The organism is Niabella insulisoli, assembly GCF_039652435.2.
GTDB lineage: Bacteria > Bacteroidota > Bacteroidia > Chitinophagales > Chitinophagaceae > Niabella > Niabella insulamsoli.
In genome coordinates this window covers 2,995,490-3,009,980 of the sequence record NZ_CP190246.1, presented here as the reverse complement: position 1 = coordinate 3,009,980, position 14,491 = coordinate 2,995,490, and the positions used below count along the sequence as shown (strand labels likewise).

9 protein-coding genes are annotated in these 14,491 nt (G+C 46.1%); all 9 read left to right on the top strand.

From position 1 onward, the window contains the following. Positions 1-21 precede the first annotated feature (21 nt). The 9 genes from ABDK00_RS12520 (at position 22) to ABDK00_RS12480 (ending at position 14,491) form a co-directional block, all read left to right on the top strand. Positions 22-1,929, top strand: a complete 1,908-nt coding sequence (locus ABDK00_RS12520) for a sialidase family protein (RefSeq protein WP_346237061.1) — start codon at positions 22-24, stop codon at positions 1,927-1,929. A gap of 17 nt (positions 1,930-1,946) precedes the next feature. Next, positions 1,947-3,356 carry a sulfatase gene (locus ABDK00_RS12515; protein ID WP_346237062.1) on the top strand — a complete coding sequence of 470 codons (1,410 nt, stop codon included), beginning with the start codon at positions 1,947-1,949 and terminating at the stop codon, positions 3,354-3,356. A gap of 10 nt (positions 3,357-3,366) precedes the next feature. Beyond that, positions 3,367-4,944, top strand: a complete 1,578-nt coding sequence (locus tag ABDK00_RS12510; protein ID WP_346237063.1) for a sulfatase family protein — start codon at positions 3,367-3,369, stop codon at positions 4,942-4,944. A 32-nt stretch (positions 4,945-4,976) separates the two neighbouring features. Further along, positions 4,977-6,422, top strand: a complete 1,446-nt coding sequence (locus tag ABDK00_RS12505) for a sulfatase (RefSeq protein WP_346237064.1) — start codon at positions 4,977-4,979, stop codon at positions 6,420-6,422. 5 nt (positions 6,423-6,427) lie between these two features. Next, on the top strand, positions 6,428-7,882 hold the full coding sequence (locus ABDK00_RS12500) for a sulfatase (protein ID WP_425474783.1): 1,455 nt from the start codon (positions 6,428-6,430) through the stop codon (positions 7,880-7,882). Positions 7,883-7,976: 94 nt separating this feature from the next. Further along, positions 7,977-9,155, top strand: coding sequence for a sialidase family protein (locus tag ABDK00_RS12495; RefSeq protein ID WP_346237065.1), 1,179 nt, complete (start codon positions 7,977-7,979; stop codon positions 9,153-9,155). A 10-nt stretch (positions 9,156-9,165) separates the two neighbouring features. Next, complete coding sequence (locus tag ABDK00_RS12490; protein ID WP_346237066.1) at positions 9,166-10,269, top strand: sialidase family protein; 1,104 nt, start codon at positions 9,166-9,168, stop codon at positions 10,267-10,269. A 103-nt stretch (positions 10,270-10,372) separates the two neighbouring features. Beyond that, a complete protein-coding gene (locus tag ABDK00_RS12485; RefSeq protein WP_346237067.1) occupies positions 10,373-11,092 on the top strand; it encodes a FadR/GntR family transcriptional regulator in 720 nt (239 codons plus the stop codon). Positions 11,093-11,383: 291 nt separating this feature from the next. After that, the gene (locus ABDK00_RS12480; protein ID WP_346237068.1) at positions 11,384-14,491 is read left to right on the top strand and encodes a glycoside hydrolase family 2 TIM barrel-domain containing protein; all 3,108 of its coding nucleotides are present in this window, start codon (positions 11,384-11,386) and stop codon (positions 14,489-14,491) included.

Below are 14,491 nucleotides of genomic sequence, written 5' to 3'. Positions count from 1 at the left end.
TACTAATGATAATCATGTGATATGAAAAAGAACTTTATAATATTAGCCTTTGTAGCGTCCATATTGGCGCTGCTGAGTGTGTCAACAGGATGTTACAAGGAACAACATTTTGATATGCCCGGACCTTTTGAGGATACTTCTTTTGTAAACGTAGTTGATTCGCTGCCGTTTCCTTTCGACACGAGCAGGCAGGCAGGCGTGTGGTTGATGAAGGATAATGTTCCGGATTATGAAAAGATTTTGTTCAAAGGGTTTACTGACTATAAGCCTATGAACGATACCCTTTCCTGGCTGAAAGAATCTACCGGCGTACGATTGCGGCCTCACAGAAATTATTACCCGCTTTCCGATGCCGACCATCTGGGGGGCAATCCAAATAGTTATCAGTTTAATTGGGTAATATCAAAATACTTTGTTCCGATCGGTGAAGGCAAAAGTTTTTATATGTATGCCAAAGCCACAATCGGCACGTTTAGCGGCACGGCCGCCGGGCTGGTACTTGGAACGAGCTGGGAGACCGGCGATCAGTTTGTTTTTGGTATGGATGGGTTTAGTAATATTGCTCCTACGTTCTTCGTAGATCTTTACGGAACAACGATTTCGGTAAACCCTGATCAAGGCTGGCCCACAGTGAATGAAGCTATCGTTCCGGGCGTGCCCGCCGACATAGAAGTGGTCATTCACAACTATCTCTTTTATGTAAAAATAAATGGCACGCTGTGTTTTACATTTAGAATGCCCCGCGGCCGTTTGTATTATTTCACACCGATGATCCGCCCCTGGCGCAATTTCATCACCATGCATGATTTTTATATCGAGAGCAACGATATGTTTAGTATGGATTATGCCATGCATGAATATGAACAAGGCTATAGCAGACTACAGGCCCCCGCGCTTACGAAGGCTTCAAATGGTAATTTATTGCTCTTTGCGGAAGGAAGATCTAATCCAGGCAATGCTTTCGAGAGAGTGGCCCAAAATACCATGCCTGCCGGAAACACCGACATTGTCATGAAACGCTCAACAGATAACGGCAGCAGCTGGGACGATCAAATGATCGTGATCGCCGGCGAAGATTCGGATGAAACTTACGGCTTCCCCCAGGTTGTGTCAACGGCTGATGGTAAAATTATCTTACACTATAGCAAATTAAATACGAACCTGGTCAACGGCAGTATCAGTTATTTGCCGGAACAGACGATGTATCAAACTGTTTCCACAGACAACGGCCAATCCTGGTCAACCCCCGTTGATATTACGGCAAGTTTGGCTGATGTTCCGAGGGGATATCTGAAAAGTAGTTCAGCGCATGGCATTGAGCTCGCAACGGGTACCTATAAGAATAGATTGGTTATGCCGGTGGTTTATGGCGGCAAGGCCGTAAAAGTTGCCTTTTCAGACGATCACGGTGCTAGCTGGCAAACAGGCGCTGTGCTTGGAGGTAGCAACAATACAGCAGGATCCGTGGTGGAACTGGCCGATTCAAGATTGATGTTAGTGTTGACACATGGTAATGCTTCTCCGCAGAGTAAGCGCGTGTCTTACAGCAGCGATGGCGGCGCCACCTGGACGGCTCCGGTTTCAATTGGCTCAGGCATGGCAACGGCAAATAACAGTCATACTTATCCCGGGGTAGCGCTAAGCCATGGAGGGGGGCGCATTTATACGATCAATGCAACCAGCCGCGAATCCGATAACCGGGTATTTGACGGCCCCGCTTTCGGAGTGGTGCCGACGCTGTTTGAAAGTACGGACGGCGGCGCGTCGTTCACATCTTTGGGGCCGCTTTTTACCAACACTACTTATTCGGGGTATAACACGCCGGCAGGCGTGATGGACGCGGTGGTCGCCAATGACGGAAAATTGCTGATAGTAATGGAGGGCGGCGTGGAAAGCCCACAGGAAGGTATCGTCTTTTATAAAAAGTAAAACGAAAAAACACTTCAATGAAATGGGTAAGAAGGATTTTAGTAAGCTTCCTGATGCAGGTTCTTTTCCTCTGCGGAATGGCTGCACAGCAAAGCAAACCCAATATTCTTTTTATAACGATCGACGATATGAACGATTGGACAACCTTGTTTGATCCGGATCATCCTATCAAAACGCCCCATATACAAAGTCTCGCAAGAAGAGGCGCCTTTTTTTCGCACGCTTATGCTTCTTCTCCGGCTTGTAACCCGTCGCGCGCTTCGGTGCTTACCGGCACCCGACCTCATAAAACAGGTGTTTATGGTAACAGTTCCGATTGGCGCAGGGCGCTGCCTGGTGCGAAGACGATCCAACAATATTTTAAACAAAACGGGTACTTTGTTTGTGGCGCCGGTAAAATATTTCATCACCATAACGATTGGGCTTTTCACGACAATGCCTCCTTTGATGAATATTTGATGATGGCTATCAACGAACCGTATCCCGAAAAAAAATTGAATGGATTGCCGGCGTATGGTTCGCGCAACACGGACTGGGGCGCATGGCCCGAAGATATATCGCAAACAGCGGATTTTCGGACTGTTGATTATGCTATTCAAAAAATTAATCAAAAACATGATCGCCCGTTTTTTTTAAATGTCGGCATCTATAAGCCGCATTCCCCCTTTTTCGCGCCGAAGGAATTTTTTGAAAAATATCCGCGGGAGCGTTTGAAAATGCCGGAACTGATTAAGGATGATGTGCAGGACCTGCCACCGGGCGCGCAAACATTGCTCGCACCAACCGATTGGTTTTGGCAAGGCATGATGCAGGCAAAAACAACATATCCAAATGCTTACGCCGACTATGTTCGGGCTTATCAGGCATGTGCGGGATTTGCGGACGAAATGATTGGGAAGCTGATAGACGCGCTTGATAAAAGTCAATACAAAGATAATACGATCATCGTGCTTTGGTCAGATCATGGATTTCATTTAGGAGAAAAGCAGCATTTCGAAAAGTTTGCACTTTGGGAAAAATCAACCCATATCCCTTTTGTGATAGTAGCGCCCGGCTTGACTAAACCTAATGCTGTCATCCGGACGCCCGTTGACATGACTGTCGTTTATCCGACGCTTTGCGAACTCGCCGGGTTACCTATTCCGCAGCAAGCGGACGGTTTTAGCGTGATGCCTTTATTGAAAAATAATCCAATGACAACGCCGCCCGCACTGATGACTTACATGAAAGGTAACCATGCATTGAGAACCGAGCGGTGGCGCTACATTCAGTATGCTGATGGATCCGAAGAGCTCTATGATCATCAAATCGATCCTTTGGAGACAAAAAATCTGGCAGATGAGCCTGAGTGGGAAAAAGTCATCGTAGCGTTTCGAAAAGATATTCCGGTCAGCAACGCCGAGCAGGTAGCTGATCTTCAAAAATAGTGATGCCCGTATGAAATCAAACGATGTCCAATATATGCTGAATAGCAACATAAAGCCATCTTCGCTACGGCTCGGAAGGTGTTTTTTGATCCTGAGTTTTATGGGATGTTGGATGCTTTTGCCTTTTTGTTTACGATCTCAATCGGAGGAAAAAGCTGATGCGGTTAAGGGTTGGAATGCCCCGTTTATAAAGGTTAAAAAAAACGCTCCAAATATTTTATGGATTTGCACCGATCAACAGAAGTGGAACACCATCGGCGCTTTGGGAAATCCATATGTGAAAACGCCCCATATCGACAGGCTGGTAAAAGAAGGGGTCAGTTTTACCAAAGCTTTTTGTCAGGCGCCTTTTTGTACGCCGAGTCGGGCCAGCTTTTTAACAGGAATGTATCCTTCCACCCTTCACACAACGAAAAATGGTGTGGCCACATGGGCCGAGGCAGCGCCTTTAATTACTAAAACTTTAAAAGATGCCGGTTATGAATGCGGGTTGGCTGGTAAGCTTCATCTCTCCTCAGCTATGGTGAACCGGCCCGAGCTGCGTGCGAAAGACGACGGCTATCAGGTGTTTAACTATAGCCACAGCCCTTATCAGGGAGGAGCTGCTAATCAGTATATCAAATATTGGCGCGACAAGGGCGTTGATATTTTAAAACTTAAAACCGAACTTGGCTATGTACCCGCTCAATATCATCAAACCACATGGTGTGTTGACAGGGCGATAGATTTTATTTCTGACCGGCGGGAATGGCCCTGGATGTTCAGTCTGAATATCTACGATCCGCACGGGCCTTTAGATCCGCCAAAAGAATATTTAGATCGTTATGATTTGTCCAGGCTTCCTGATCCGCTTTTTAAAGAATCGGATCTGAAAGAGAAATCAGTATTTAATAATGTCAAATTTCAGTCGCAGCCTAAAAAATATACGGCAAAACAAAACCGGGAAAGGCTTGCGCGTTACTGGGCGCAGATTGATTTGATCGATGAGAATATCGGACGTTTACTCAATGTGTTAAAAGAAACCGGCCAGCTCGATAATACGCTGATCATTTTTACTTCAGATCATGGCGATATGACCGGTGATCATGGGCTGATCAACAAAGGTTGCCGGTTTTATGAAAGCCTCGTCCGCGTGCCGCTTATTTTCTGGTATCCCTCGTTGTTTGAACGTAATATTCAAAGTGATGCTCTGGTAGAGCTAACAGATATTGTACCTTCTATCCTGGAATTGGTAGGGTTACCGCGCGACAAAAAGATGCAGGGGCAAAGCCTGTTACCGATACTTACGGGGAAGAAAACGCCCGGCTATCATCGTGATTTTGTAAGAAGTGAATATTATGATGACGATGATCGTACCGATGCCAGCCTGGGCTACGGCACTATGTTCCGCACGCAGGAATATAAGCTTGTCGTATATCACGGGCATAGTATGGGGGAACTGTTTGATTTAAAGAAAGACCCGGATGAATATAGAAATTTGTGGGATGACCCCTCTTACACGAGTATCAAAATGGATCTGTTGCGCCAAAGTTTTGATGCCACTGTTCACGCGATTGATACCGGACCGGAACGATCGGGCAGGTATTAGAATTTTTAGTAAACATTTATTTATCGACAAGCATGAAAGGCTTCTTATTATGTATCGGTTGTTGCGCTTTGTTGGGTTTGAACGCCCGGCAACGTCCAAATATTTTGCTCATTGTGTCGGAAGATAACGGCCCCGAACTCGGATGTTATGGTGCGCCAGTCCCCACACCCCACCTCGATCAATTGGCAAAGCGGGGTGTAGTTTTCGAAAACGCCTATGTAACCCAGGCTGGTTGTTCGCCATCGCGGGCTTCCTTTTTAACAGGATTATATCCGCATCAAAACGGGCAGATTGGTTTGGCCACCTGGAAGTATGAGCTTTTTAATCCGAAGACGCCCAATATTCCCAAAAGCCTTCAAGAGGCTGGTTACGAAACGGGAATTATCGGAAAACTACATATCAATCCGAAAGCCGCATTTCCATTCGATTTTAAAGTCCTCTCCGATGCGAATTTTAAGAGGAATAATTTAGAGAGCTATACCGAAGCGGCGAAAAAGTTTATCAATCAATCGTCCCAACCATTTTTCCTACAGGTTAATTACCCGGATGCCCATGCACCTTTTTTAAAACAGGTAGATGGTGTCCCTGCCCAACCGCTTCTCCCGCAGGACACAGAGGCCTTGCCTTATATGGGTATTCAAAATGAGCAGCTGAAAACGCTTACCGCCAACTACTACAACAGTATCATGCGGCTGGATAAATATGTGGGCGATTTGATAGAGGTTTTAAATAAATCAGGCAAAGGCGATAATACGGTTGTAATTTATATGGGCGATCATGGGGCCGATATGCTGAGGGGAAAACGCACCTGCTACGAAGGCGGTGTGCGCATTCCGCTTATTGTTTACGCCCAAGGCACCGCTCCCAAAAGAGTGAAAGATTTGGTGAGCACGATCGATGTGTACCCCTCTGTTTTGGAATGGGCCGGATTAAAAGTACCGGCCTACCTTCCTGGAAAATCTTTTGTCGCGCTGCTCGACGGTGAAAGCTACATTCCCCGCCGATACCTGTTTACAGAGTTTCATACGCATTCAAATAATGAACCCTATCCGCAGCGAAGCGTTCGCGACGAAAGGTATAAGTTGATTTATAATCCACTGGCTGGCTTGGAAAACCCTGGGTTTGCTTACACACTGAATCATACTGTTAAGTTATCTGAAGCCGTTTTATTTAAAAATCTCGCACCGGCAGCGAGACAGGCATATCAGCTGATGAAGAATCCGCCGGAATATGAGTTGTATGATCTCTGGCAAGACCCTTATGAGTGGAGCAATATCGCCGATCAAAGCAAGTATGAACCGGTACTTAAAAGGCTTCAGGCAGCCCTTAAAAACTGGCAGCAGCAAACCAATGATGCATTAGCGGATAAATCGGTAGCGCGAAAACTTTTTGAAATGATCCGGACCGAAGGGCTCGAAAAAAGAGAGAGGAGCCTACTTCCTTATAAACCGTTTATGGATCCTCATTTTAATTTTTAAAATATATGCTTTTGAAAAAAATGCTAATAAGGTTTATTGTTTGCTGGGCCTGCGTCGCCTGTTGGCCTGTTTGGTTGAATGCGGCTGGCGCCGACCGCTCTCCGAAATATAATGTGCTCTTCATTATGGCGGATGACCTGCGGCCTGATCTGGGTTGCTATGGCAACTCAAAAGTCATCACGCCGCATATGGATAGGCTGGCCGCAGCAAGCATCGTTTTCAACAGGGCCTACTGCCAACAGGCAGTTTGTAATCCTTCACGCGCTTCCATGCTTACCGGCTTGCGGCCCGACGAGACCGGGGTTACAGATTTAGTAACACATTTTCGAGATAAGGTGCCTGACGCCGTAACCTTGCCACAGGCTTTTAAAAATAGCGGTTACACAACCGTAGGCCTGGGGAAAATTTTTCATGGTACAAAAGCCACAGAAGACACGGTGAGCTGGTCTTCTCCTAAAACGCAAAACCTGGCAACACGAGGCCAGGATTATCATCTGTCGGTTAATAAGACCGGGCGGAAAGCCGCAGCCATGGAATTTATTGAAGGGCCTGATAGCGGTTATCCCGATGGGAAGATTTCGGACGAGGCTATTCGGTTGCTGCGGCAATATAAAAGTTCCGGCGAACCTTTTTTTCTGGCGACTGGTTTCAAAAAACCTCATCTTCCATTTTGTGCGCCTAAAAAATATTGGGATAAGTATGCTGATATTTCTGTTGATGATTATGCAAAGATCCCCAGGCCTAAAGCTGCGCCTGATATCGCTTTCCATCAATGGCAGGAATTGCGGGGATATACCGACATACCGAAAGAAGCCGCTCTAAGCCCTCAACAAAGAGCCGATTTGGTAAGAGGTTATTATGCCTGTATTAGTTTTGTGGATGCGCAAATCGGAAAAGTCCTTTCCGAATTGAAGCAGCTCGGCCTCGATAAGAATACGATTGTGGTTTTGGTGGGCGATCATGGTTATCATTTGGGCGAGCAGGAACTGTGGTGTAAGTCAACCAACTTTGAGCTGGACGCGCGTATCCCGCTGTTGATCGCTGTTCCCGGGTTTTCCAAAACTGCCGGCCATTCTGATGCAATTGTGGAGGCAGTGGATATCTATCCTACATTGACAGCCCTTTGTGGTATTGATGCCCATACGCCGTTAAGCGGTAAAAGCCTGGTTCCTCTCATTAGCAATCCGAAAAAGAAATGGAACGGCGTTGCTTTCAGCCAGTTTTGCCGCCCCTATAAAGCGATAACCGCACAAAAGCCTACGCACATGGGTTACACGATGCGCGACGCCGATTTTCGCTACACGCTATGGTATAATCTTAACACAGATTCGATCGAAGCAAGGGAGTTGTACCAGTTGTCAAACGATGGTGTGGAAACGGAAAACCTGACGGGAAATAAAAAGTATCAGGCCGTAGAAAGTCGGATGCAGGCTGTCTTGGAGGCCTACCGGAAAAGATGATGGGGCAGGAGGTAACATGATTAAATTTTAAAACCCGCGAAAGACCTGATGCGTTGGGTTGTCGTTGTCTAAACTTTTATTTAAAAAAATGTATATGAAAAGAAATTTGTTGCTGGGCCTCGTATGTGGGTTGGCTGTATTTTGTTGCTCTTACGCAGGCATAGACAAACCTAAAAAAGTGCATACATCCGTGTTGTGGGAGCAGGGAAAAGGAAAGTATAACAACTATCGCATTCCCGCCATGGTCGTAACAAAAAAAGGGACCGTGCTTGCATTTTGCGAAGCGCGGGAGGCCGGAGATACCGGCGATATCGATCTTTTAGTAAAACGCTCCAGCGATAATGGCAAAACATGGAGCGGAGAAAAAGTTGTTTGGGACGATGGTCAAAATACCTGCGGCAATCCTTGTCCGGTGGTGGACATGGAAACCGGGCGCATCTGGCTGGTGACATCATGGAATAATGGAAAAGATGGAGAAACGGCCATCATCAATAAGACTTCTATTTCGCCGCGCTTGCCCTTTGTTTGTTATTCTGACGACGACGGCCTCACCTGGTCTAACCCGGTAAGCATGGGCGCTTCTGCCCGCGACGAGTCGTGGGGCTGGTATGCGACCGGCCCGGGCATAGGCATACAGATAAAAACCGGAGCCTATAAAGGACGGCTGGTGATTCCGGCTAATCATAGTTACGACGATCCGGAAGGAAAAGTTCGGAAAGGGCCTTACGGGTATGGAGCTCACGTGTTATATTCTGACGACAAAGGACAAACATGGAAAAGAAGCGAGGCTATTAAACCGGGATGTAATGAAAGCCAGGTGACCGAACTCGGGGACGGTACGCTGATGATGAATATGCGGTCTTACAACGGAAAATCGTCGAGGGCTATTAGCCTTAGCAAAGACGGTGGCGCTACCTGGAGCCCTGTTTCACACGACTACCAGTTAACCGAATCGATCTGCCAGGCCAGTATACTAAACTTTGGCGGCTTAAAGCAAAAGCCAATGCATGTATTTTTAAACCCTGCAGTAGCTGTTGGCCGTACCCATATGACATTGCAGGCAAGTTTTGATAATTGCGAAAGCTGGTCGAATAGCAAACTTATTTATGAAGGGCCTTGCGGCTATTCGAGCCTGACCCGGTTGCCCAATGGTAATCTCGGCCTTTTTATCGAAGCAGGAATCAATAAATCTTATGAAAAGATGGTTTTTATTTCCATGCCACCAGAAAAACTTTTTGAGTCCGGCACGTTGTTGACAGCGACCGATTTATAAAAAGGACGTTATGGCGCAATTCATCATCTTTTCATTATTGATGTTGTTGGCTGGTTTCGCAAACGCACAGGCCCCGCAGGGATCGGTGGTTTGGCCTGCTTCAGGCAGCGACAGCGAAATTAAAGAGCATTTTGTTTATGGATTAGCCGAGGCGAAAAATGGAGCAATTCTTGCGTTTGCCGAAGGAAGAATCCGCCCGGGCGATGCAAGCGCCCACCATATTGTATTAAAGCGAAGCGAGGATGGCGGCAGCACATGGAGCGCTTCAAAGATCATTGTGAGAAGCACGGCTGGCGCTTGTTTTGCCAATCCTACACCGGTTGTAGACCGGCGCGGTGGTATTCATTTATTCTATGCGCAAAACTTTCACAACGATTCATCTCATCTCTACAAAATTGTAAGTCGCAATCATGGCAAAACCTGGTCGGCGCCGGTCGAGCTAACGCACTTATTTGCTGATGATCCGCTACAGCGCCCATTTCATTTACCTGGGCCGGGGCATGGCGTCGTGCTAAAAAATGGCAGGTTGTTGGTTCAGGTGTGGCACAGGCGAAGTATTAAATATGAACGGTCGCAGCGCGCGTATGGCGTATCCGTACTGATCAGTGATGATCACGGGCTGAGTTGGGAAAACGGAAACTATGTACCCGCTGCGGATAGCCTGGAAGGAAATGAAAGCCGTCTTGTAGCTCTAAAAAATGGGAGCGTGTTGATGAACGCCAGGCCCAGCGGATCGGCGCGCGCGCAACGGAGATTATTTTCATGGAGTGAAGACAATGGTTTTACCTGGAGTTCCTGGCACGAAGGCTCGATGGGGCCGTTGCCGGTGGTCGATATGGGATTTAATGTCACAACGGTAAAACATCAATCTTATTTATTGTCGAGTTTCCCTGAAGGTCCCGGCCGGCACAACATGGTGCTGCAGGCCAGTGCAGATAATGGCCATAGCTGGCTCAAACGATATTTAATTCGGGAGGGTGTGGTCAATTATTCCGATATCGCTGTTTTAAAAGATGGATCCATCCTCATCCTTTATGGGAGAGGTACATCTAAGGAAGTGATCGCCTGCCGGTTAAGCAAACAGTTGTTGCGAACGCAGGTCATTGCTCATTAACACTAATGAATTCAGCGTACCAACTTCATGTGCATATATTTTTTTTGTTCTACATATTCATAAATAATTTTACTTTCGTTCCATAACACCATCAATTTTTTATATGCCAAACGGTAATTTAAGCAACGACATCAGGAGGATAGAATCCACCACCATGGCTGATATCGTAGAGTTGCGTTTAAGAGAATTTTTAAAGAAGAAGGCTTTTAAGCCAGGCGACGCGCTTCCAAAGGAAATCGAACTTGCTGAAGCGCTCGATGTTAGCCGCAATGTGGTGCGCGAAGCGTTGAGCAGGCTGCGTATGTTAGGAATGATCGAATCCAGAAAAAAACGGGGAACGGTATTGGCCGAGCCGGATATCATGGGCGGTTTTGAACGTGTAATGGATCCGCTGATTCTCGATCAAAAAACGCTGCAAGACCTGTTTGAATTGCGACTGGTGCTCGAAATGGGACTGGCTGATATTTTATTTTCGCGCATTACCAACAAGGATATTGATCAGTTGGAACAAATCGTGGAAAAGGAGGTTAACAAAATTCAACAACCCTTTCGCCTGAAATTTGAAGTTGATTTTCATAGTAAGCTATACCTTATGACAGGCAACGACACTTTTCAGCGTTTTCAAAATATATTGCTGCCCGTGTTTGAATATGTCGTAAAAGAAGAGCAAAAATTAACAGGCAAAGCCAAAGTAGGAAAAGTAACGCATCGCGATTTGCTCGACCTGCTGAAAAAAGGAAAACCCGAAGATTTTCGAAAAGGCATGAAAGAACATCTGTCGCCTCACTTTGAAAGGGTAAAAAAGAGGACGATCAACCGCTAAAGCTGCACGCCGCATGGTTTCTGCTACGAGGCCCGATTTACCCGGGCAGCATGGATACACCAGTTACTGGCAGGCATTCTATTTAAACAGATGACGTCACGGAAATAGCTGAGTCGCCATGAATAATCAGGGATATTTGCGTCCTGTTAAAAGAAGTGGTTGTATATTCATCCCTCAAAAAAATCTCTGATGAAACGTTCATTGTAAAATTTTCATGTTTATCACATAGTGATATGAAAATTTTTACTTGATAAGTTCCATGCGATCCATAAAAACATAAAAAATATACGGATGAAATCAACGATGAACGGTCTAAGGCATATGGCTTTGGCCATACTGCTGACTGCTGCCGGGTTTACTGCTATTGGACAAAAAGCGGAGTGGCAGGATCCTGCTGTCAATGCGATCAACAGGGCTCCGATGCGAACTCATTTTTTTGCTTATGAAAACGAGGCCTTGGCCCTGAAAGAAGAAAAGAAACATTCGGCTCGCTTTATGACGCTCAACGGTGTATGGAAATTCAATTGGGTGAAAGATGCCAATGAGCGACCTATGGATTTTTTTCAGACGAATTTTAATGATAAAGGCTGGGCCGAAATGCCGGTGCCGGGCAACTGGGAATTGAATGGCTTTGGCGATCCGGTTTATAAAAACGTAGGTTATGCCTGGCATAATCAGGCTCCGCTAACGCCTCCCGTTGTGCCTGAAGTTAATAATCATGTGGGATCTTACCGCAAGACATTTGTTGTTCCGGCCGACTGGAGAGACAAAGACATTTTCGCTCACTTTGGATCGGTGACTTCAAATATGTATTTATGGGTAAACGGGAAATTTGTAGGTTATAGTGAGGACAGTAAACTGGAGGCTGAATTTGACCTTACCAAATATTTAATACCCGGTAAACCGAATTTAATTGCTTTTCAAACCTTTCGCTGGAGCGACGGGTCTTATCTCGAAGATCAGGATTTCTGGCGCTTATCGGGTGTGGGCCGGGATTGCTATCTCTATGCAAGGGAAAAGCAACGTGTGCAGGATATTCGCGTGGTTCCAACGCTTGACGCAGCTTTCCGGGACGCCGTTCTTAATATTGATATGTCTGTTTCGGGGCCTGCCAGCCTTCATTTTAAATTGCTTGATCAAAAAGGCGCTACGGTTGTAACCAAGGAGTTAAATATAAGCGGCACAAGCAAGGTTGCGATCGACGTTGCCAATCCTCAGAAGTGGTCGGCCGAATCACCCTACCTGTACACACTTGTTGCATCCGTTTTTAATAAAGGCAAGCTGACAGAAGTGATCCCGGTAAAGGTTGGTTTCAGAAATGTGGAAGTAAAAGGAGGGCAACTCCTGGTAAACGGGCAGCCTATCCTTATCAAAGGTGTTAACCGACACGAGATGGATCCGGATAGAGGTTATTACGTGTCACGGGCACGCATGATTGAGGACATCAGGATTATGAAAGAGCATAATATCAATGCGGTACGCACCTGCCATTACCCCGATGATAATTTATGGTACGACCTCTGCGATCAATACGGACTCTATGTAGTTGCCGAAGCAAATATCGAATCGCATGGCATGGGCTATGGAGATAAAACACTGGCAAAAAATAAGCTGTTCGCAAAGGCGCATCTCGAAAGAAATGAGCGAAACGTGCAACGCAATTTTAATCATCCTTCGGTGATCATTTGGTCGTTGGGTAACGAAGCCGGCTTTGGGCCCAATTTTGAAGCTTGTTATACCTGGATCAAAAAGGAAGATCCGTCTCGGCCGGTGCAATACGAGCAGGCGGGTACTAACAATTTCACCGATGTTTACTGCCCGATGTACCTTACAGTGAAAGCCAGCGAGGCCTATGGAAAGAGCAATCCTAAAAAGCCGCTGATCCAGTGTGAATACGCGCATGCGATGGGTAATTCAGAAGGCGGCTTTAAAGAGTACTGGGACCTGGTAAGAAAATATCCCAGCTTTCAGGGCGGCTTTATCTGGGATTTTGTAGACCAGGCTTTGCACAAAAAAAACGCAGCAGGAATTACTTATTATGCATACGGCGGCGATTACAACCGCTACGACGCCTCCGATAATAATTTTAATAATAATGGACTGATTAGCCCCGATCGCACCCTCAATCCGCATATGTATGAAGTGGGTTATTTCTATCAATCTATTTGGGTAAAACCGGTAGATCTGACGAAAGGAACTGTTGATATCCACAATGAAAATTTCTTTGTCGATCTGGATAATTATTATGCCGAATGGGAACTGTTGGTTAATGGTACATCGGTTCAGCATGGCGTAGTCCAACAATTGGATGTACAGCCTCAGCAAACGAAAGCGGTGCAGTTGCCCTATGATTTGGACGGCATTGCTGCTGATGCTGAAGTTTTGCTGAATGTTGATTTTAAACAAAAGCGCTATGGAGACCTGGTAAAAGCGGGGTGGGTGGTTGCCAAAAATCAGTTGGTTATTCAACCGTATAGTTTTAAAAACAGCGCTTTTGCCAAAACGGATGATGTTGGGTCACCCCTCGAAGTTTTGGAAAACGACAGAAATTATCTCATTATCAAAAATGATAAAATTGATATTGAGTTTAATAAGGCAAACGGCTTTTTAAGTTTATACCGCATTGGCGGATCCGATTTGCTCGCAGCGGGTAGCGAACTAACGCCGAACTTTTGGAGAGCGCCTACCGATAACGATTTTGGTGCAAAACTTCAGCAAAAATATGCCGTTTGGAAGCATCCGGAATTGAAGCTGAAAGCGCTAAAGCCACAAATAAAGGAAGGTGTCGTGCATGTGGAAGCCAGTTATGAAATGCCCGCTGTTTCCGGCAAATTGTTATTGACTTACCAAATCGATAAAGAAGGAAAAATAAAAGTGGCACAAAAACTTGAAGCGGACCGCTCCGCGAAAGTGTCGGGAATGTTCCGCTTTGGGATGCAGGTGCAGCTACTTAAAGATGTAGATCATATTTCCTATTATGGCCGTGGCCCTTTTGAAAATTACAGCGATCGTAACCATTCCTCGTTTTTGGGTATTTTCAACCAAACCGTGGAGGAACAGTTCTATCCTTATATCCGCCCGCAGGAAACGGGAACAAAAACGGATATCCGCTGGTGGAAGCTGATGACAAAAGGTGGTCGCGGCTTGAAAGTGTATGCCGATGCGCCGCTTTCTATGTCTGCACTGCATTACTCCATTGAGTCGCTCGACGATGGCCCGGAAAAAGACCAGCGCCATTCTGAATTGGTGCAACCTGCCAACTTTACCAATCTTACAATTGATAAAATTCAGATGGGATTGGGGTGTGAAAATAGTTGGGGCGCCTTGCCACTTGAGCCTTACAGGCTTCCTTACGGCGACTATGAATATTCGTTCGTTGTAGAGCCGGTAGGTTTTTAG

Coding starts and splice junctions, on each gene's coding strand:
- ABDK00_RS12520 (WP_346237061.1), top strand. CDS start 22: ATGAAAAAGAACTTTATAATATTAGCCTTTGTAGCGTCCATATTGGCG.
- ABDK00_RS12515 (WP_346237062.1), top strand. CDS start 1,947: ATGAAATGGGTAAGAAGGATTTTAGTAAGCTTCCTGATGCAGGTTCTT.
- ABDK00_RS12510 (WP_346237063.1), top strand. CDS start 3,367: ATGAAATCAAACGATGTCCAATATATGCTGAATAGCAACATAAAGCCA.
- ABDK00_RS12505 (WP_346237064.1), top strand. CDS start 4,977: ATGAAAGGCTTCTTATTATGTATCGGTTGTTGCGCTTTGTTGGGTTTG.
- ABDK00_RS12500 (WP_425474783.1), top strand. CDS start 6,428: ATGCTTTTGAAAAAAATGCTAATAAGGTTTATTGTTTGCTGGGCCTGC.
- ABDK00_RS12495 (WP_346237065.1), top strand. CDS start 7,977: ATGAAAAGAAATTTGTTGCTGGGCCTCGTATGTGGGTTGGCTGTATTT.
- ABDK00_RS12490 (WP_346237066.1), top strand. CDS start 9,166: ATGGCGCAATTCATCATCTTTTCATTATTGATGTTGTTGGCTGGTTTC.
- ABDK00_RS12485 (WP_346237067.1), top strand. CDS start 10,373: ATGCCAAACGGTAATTTAAGCAACGACATCAGGAGGATAGAATCCACC.
- ABDK00_RS12480 (WP_346237068.1), top strand. CDS start 11,384: ATGAAATCAACGATGAACGGTCTAAGGCATATGGCTTTGGCCATACTG.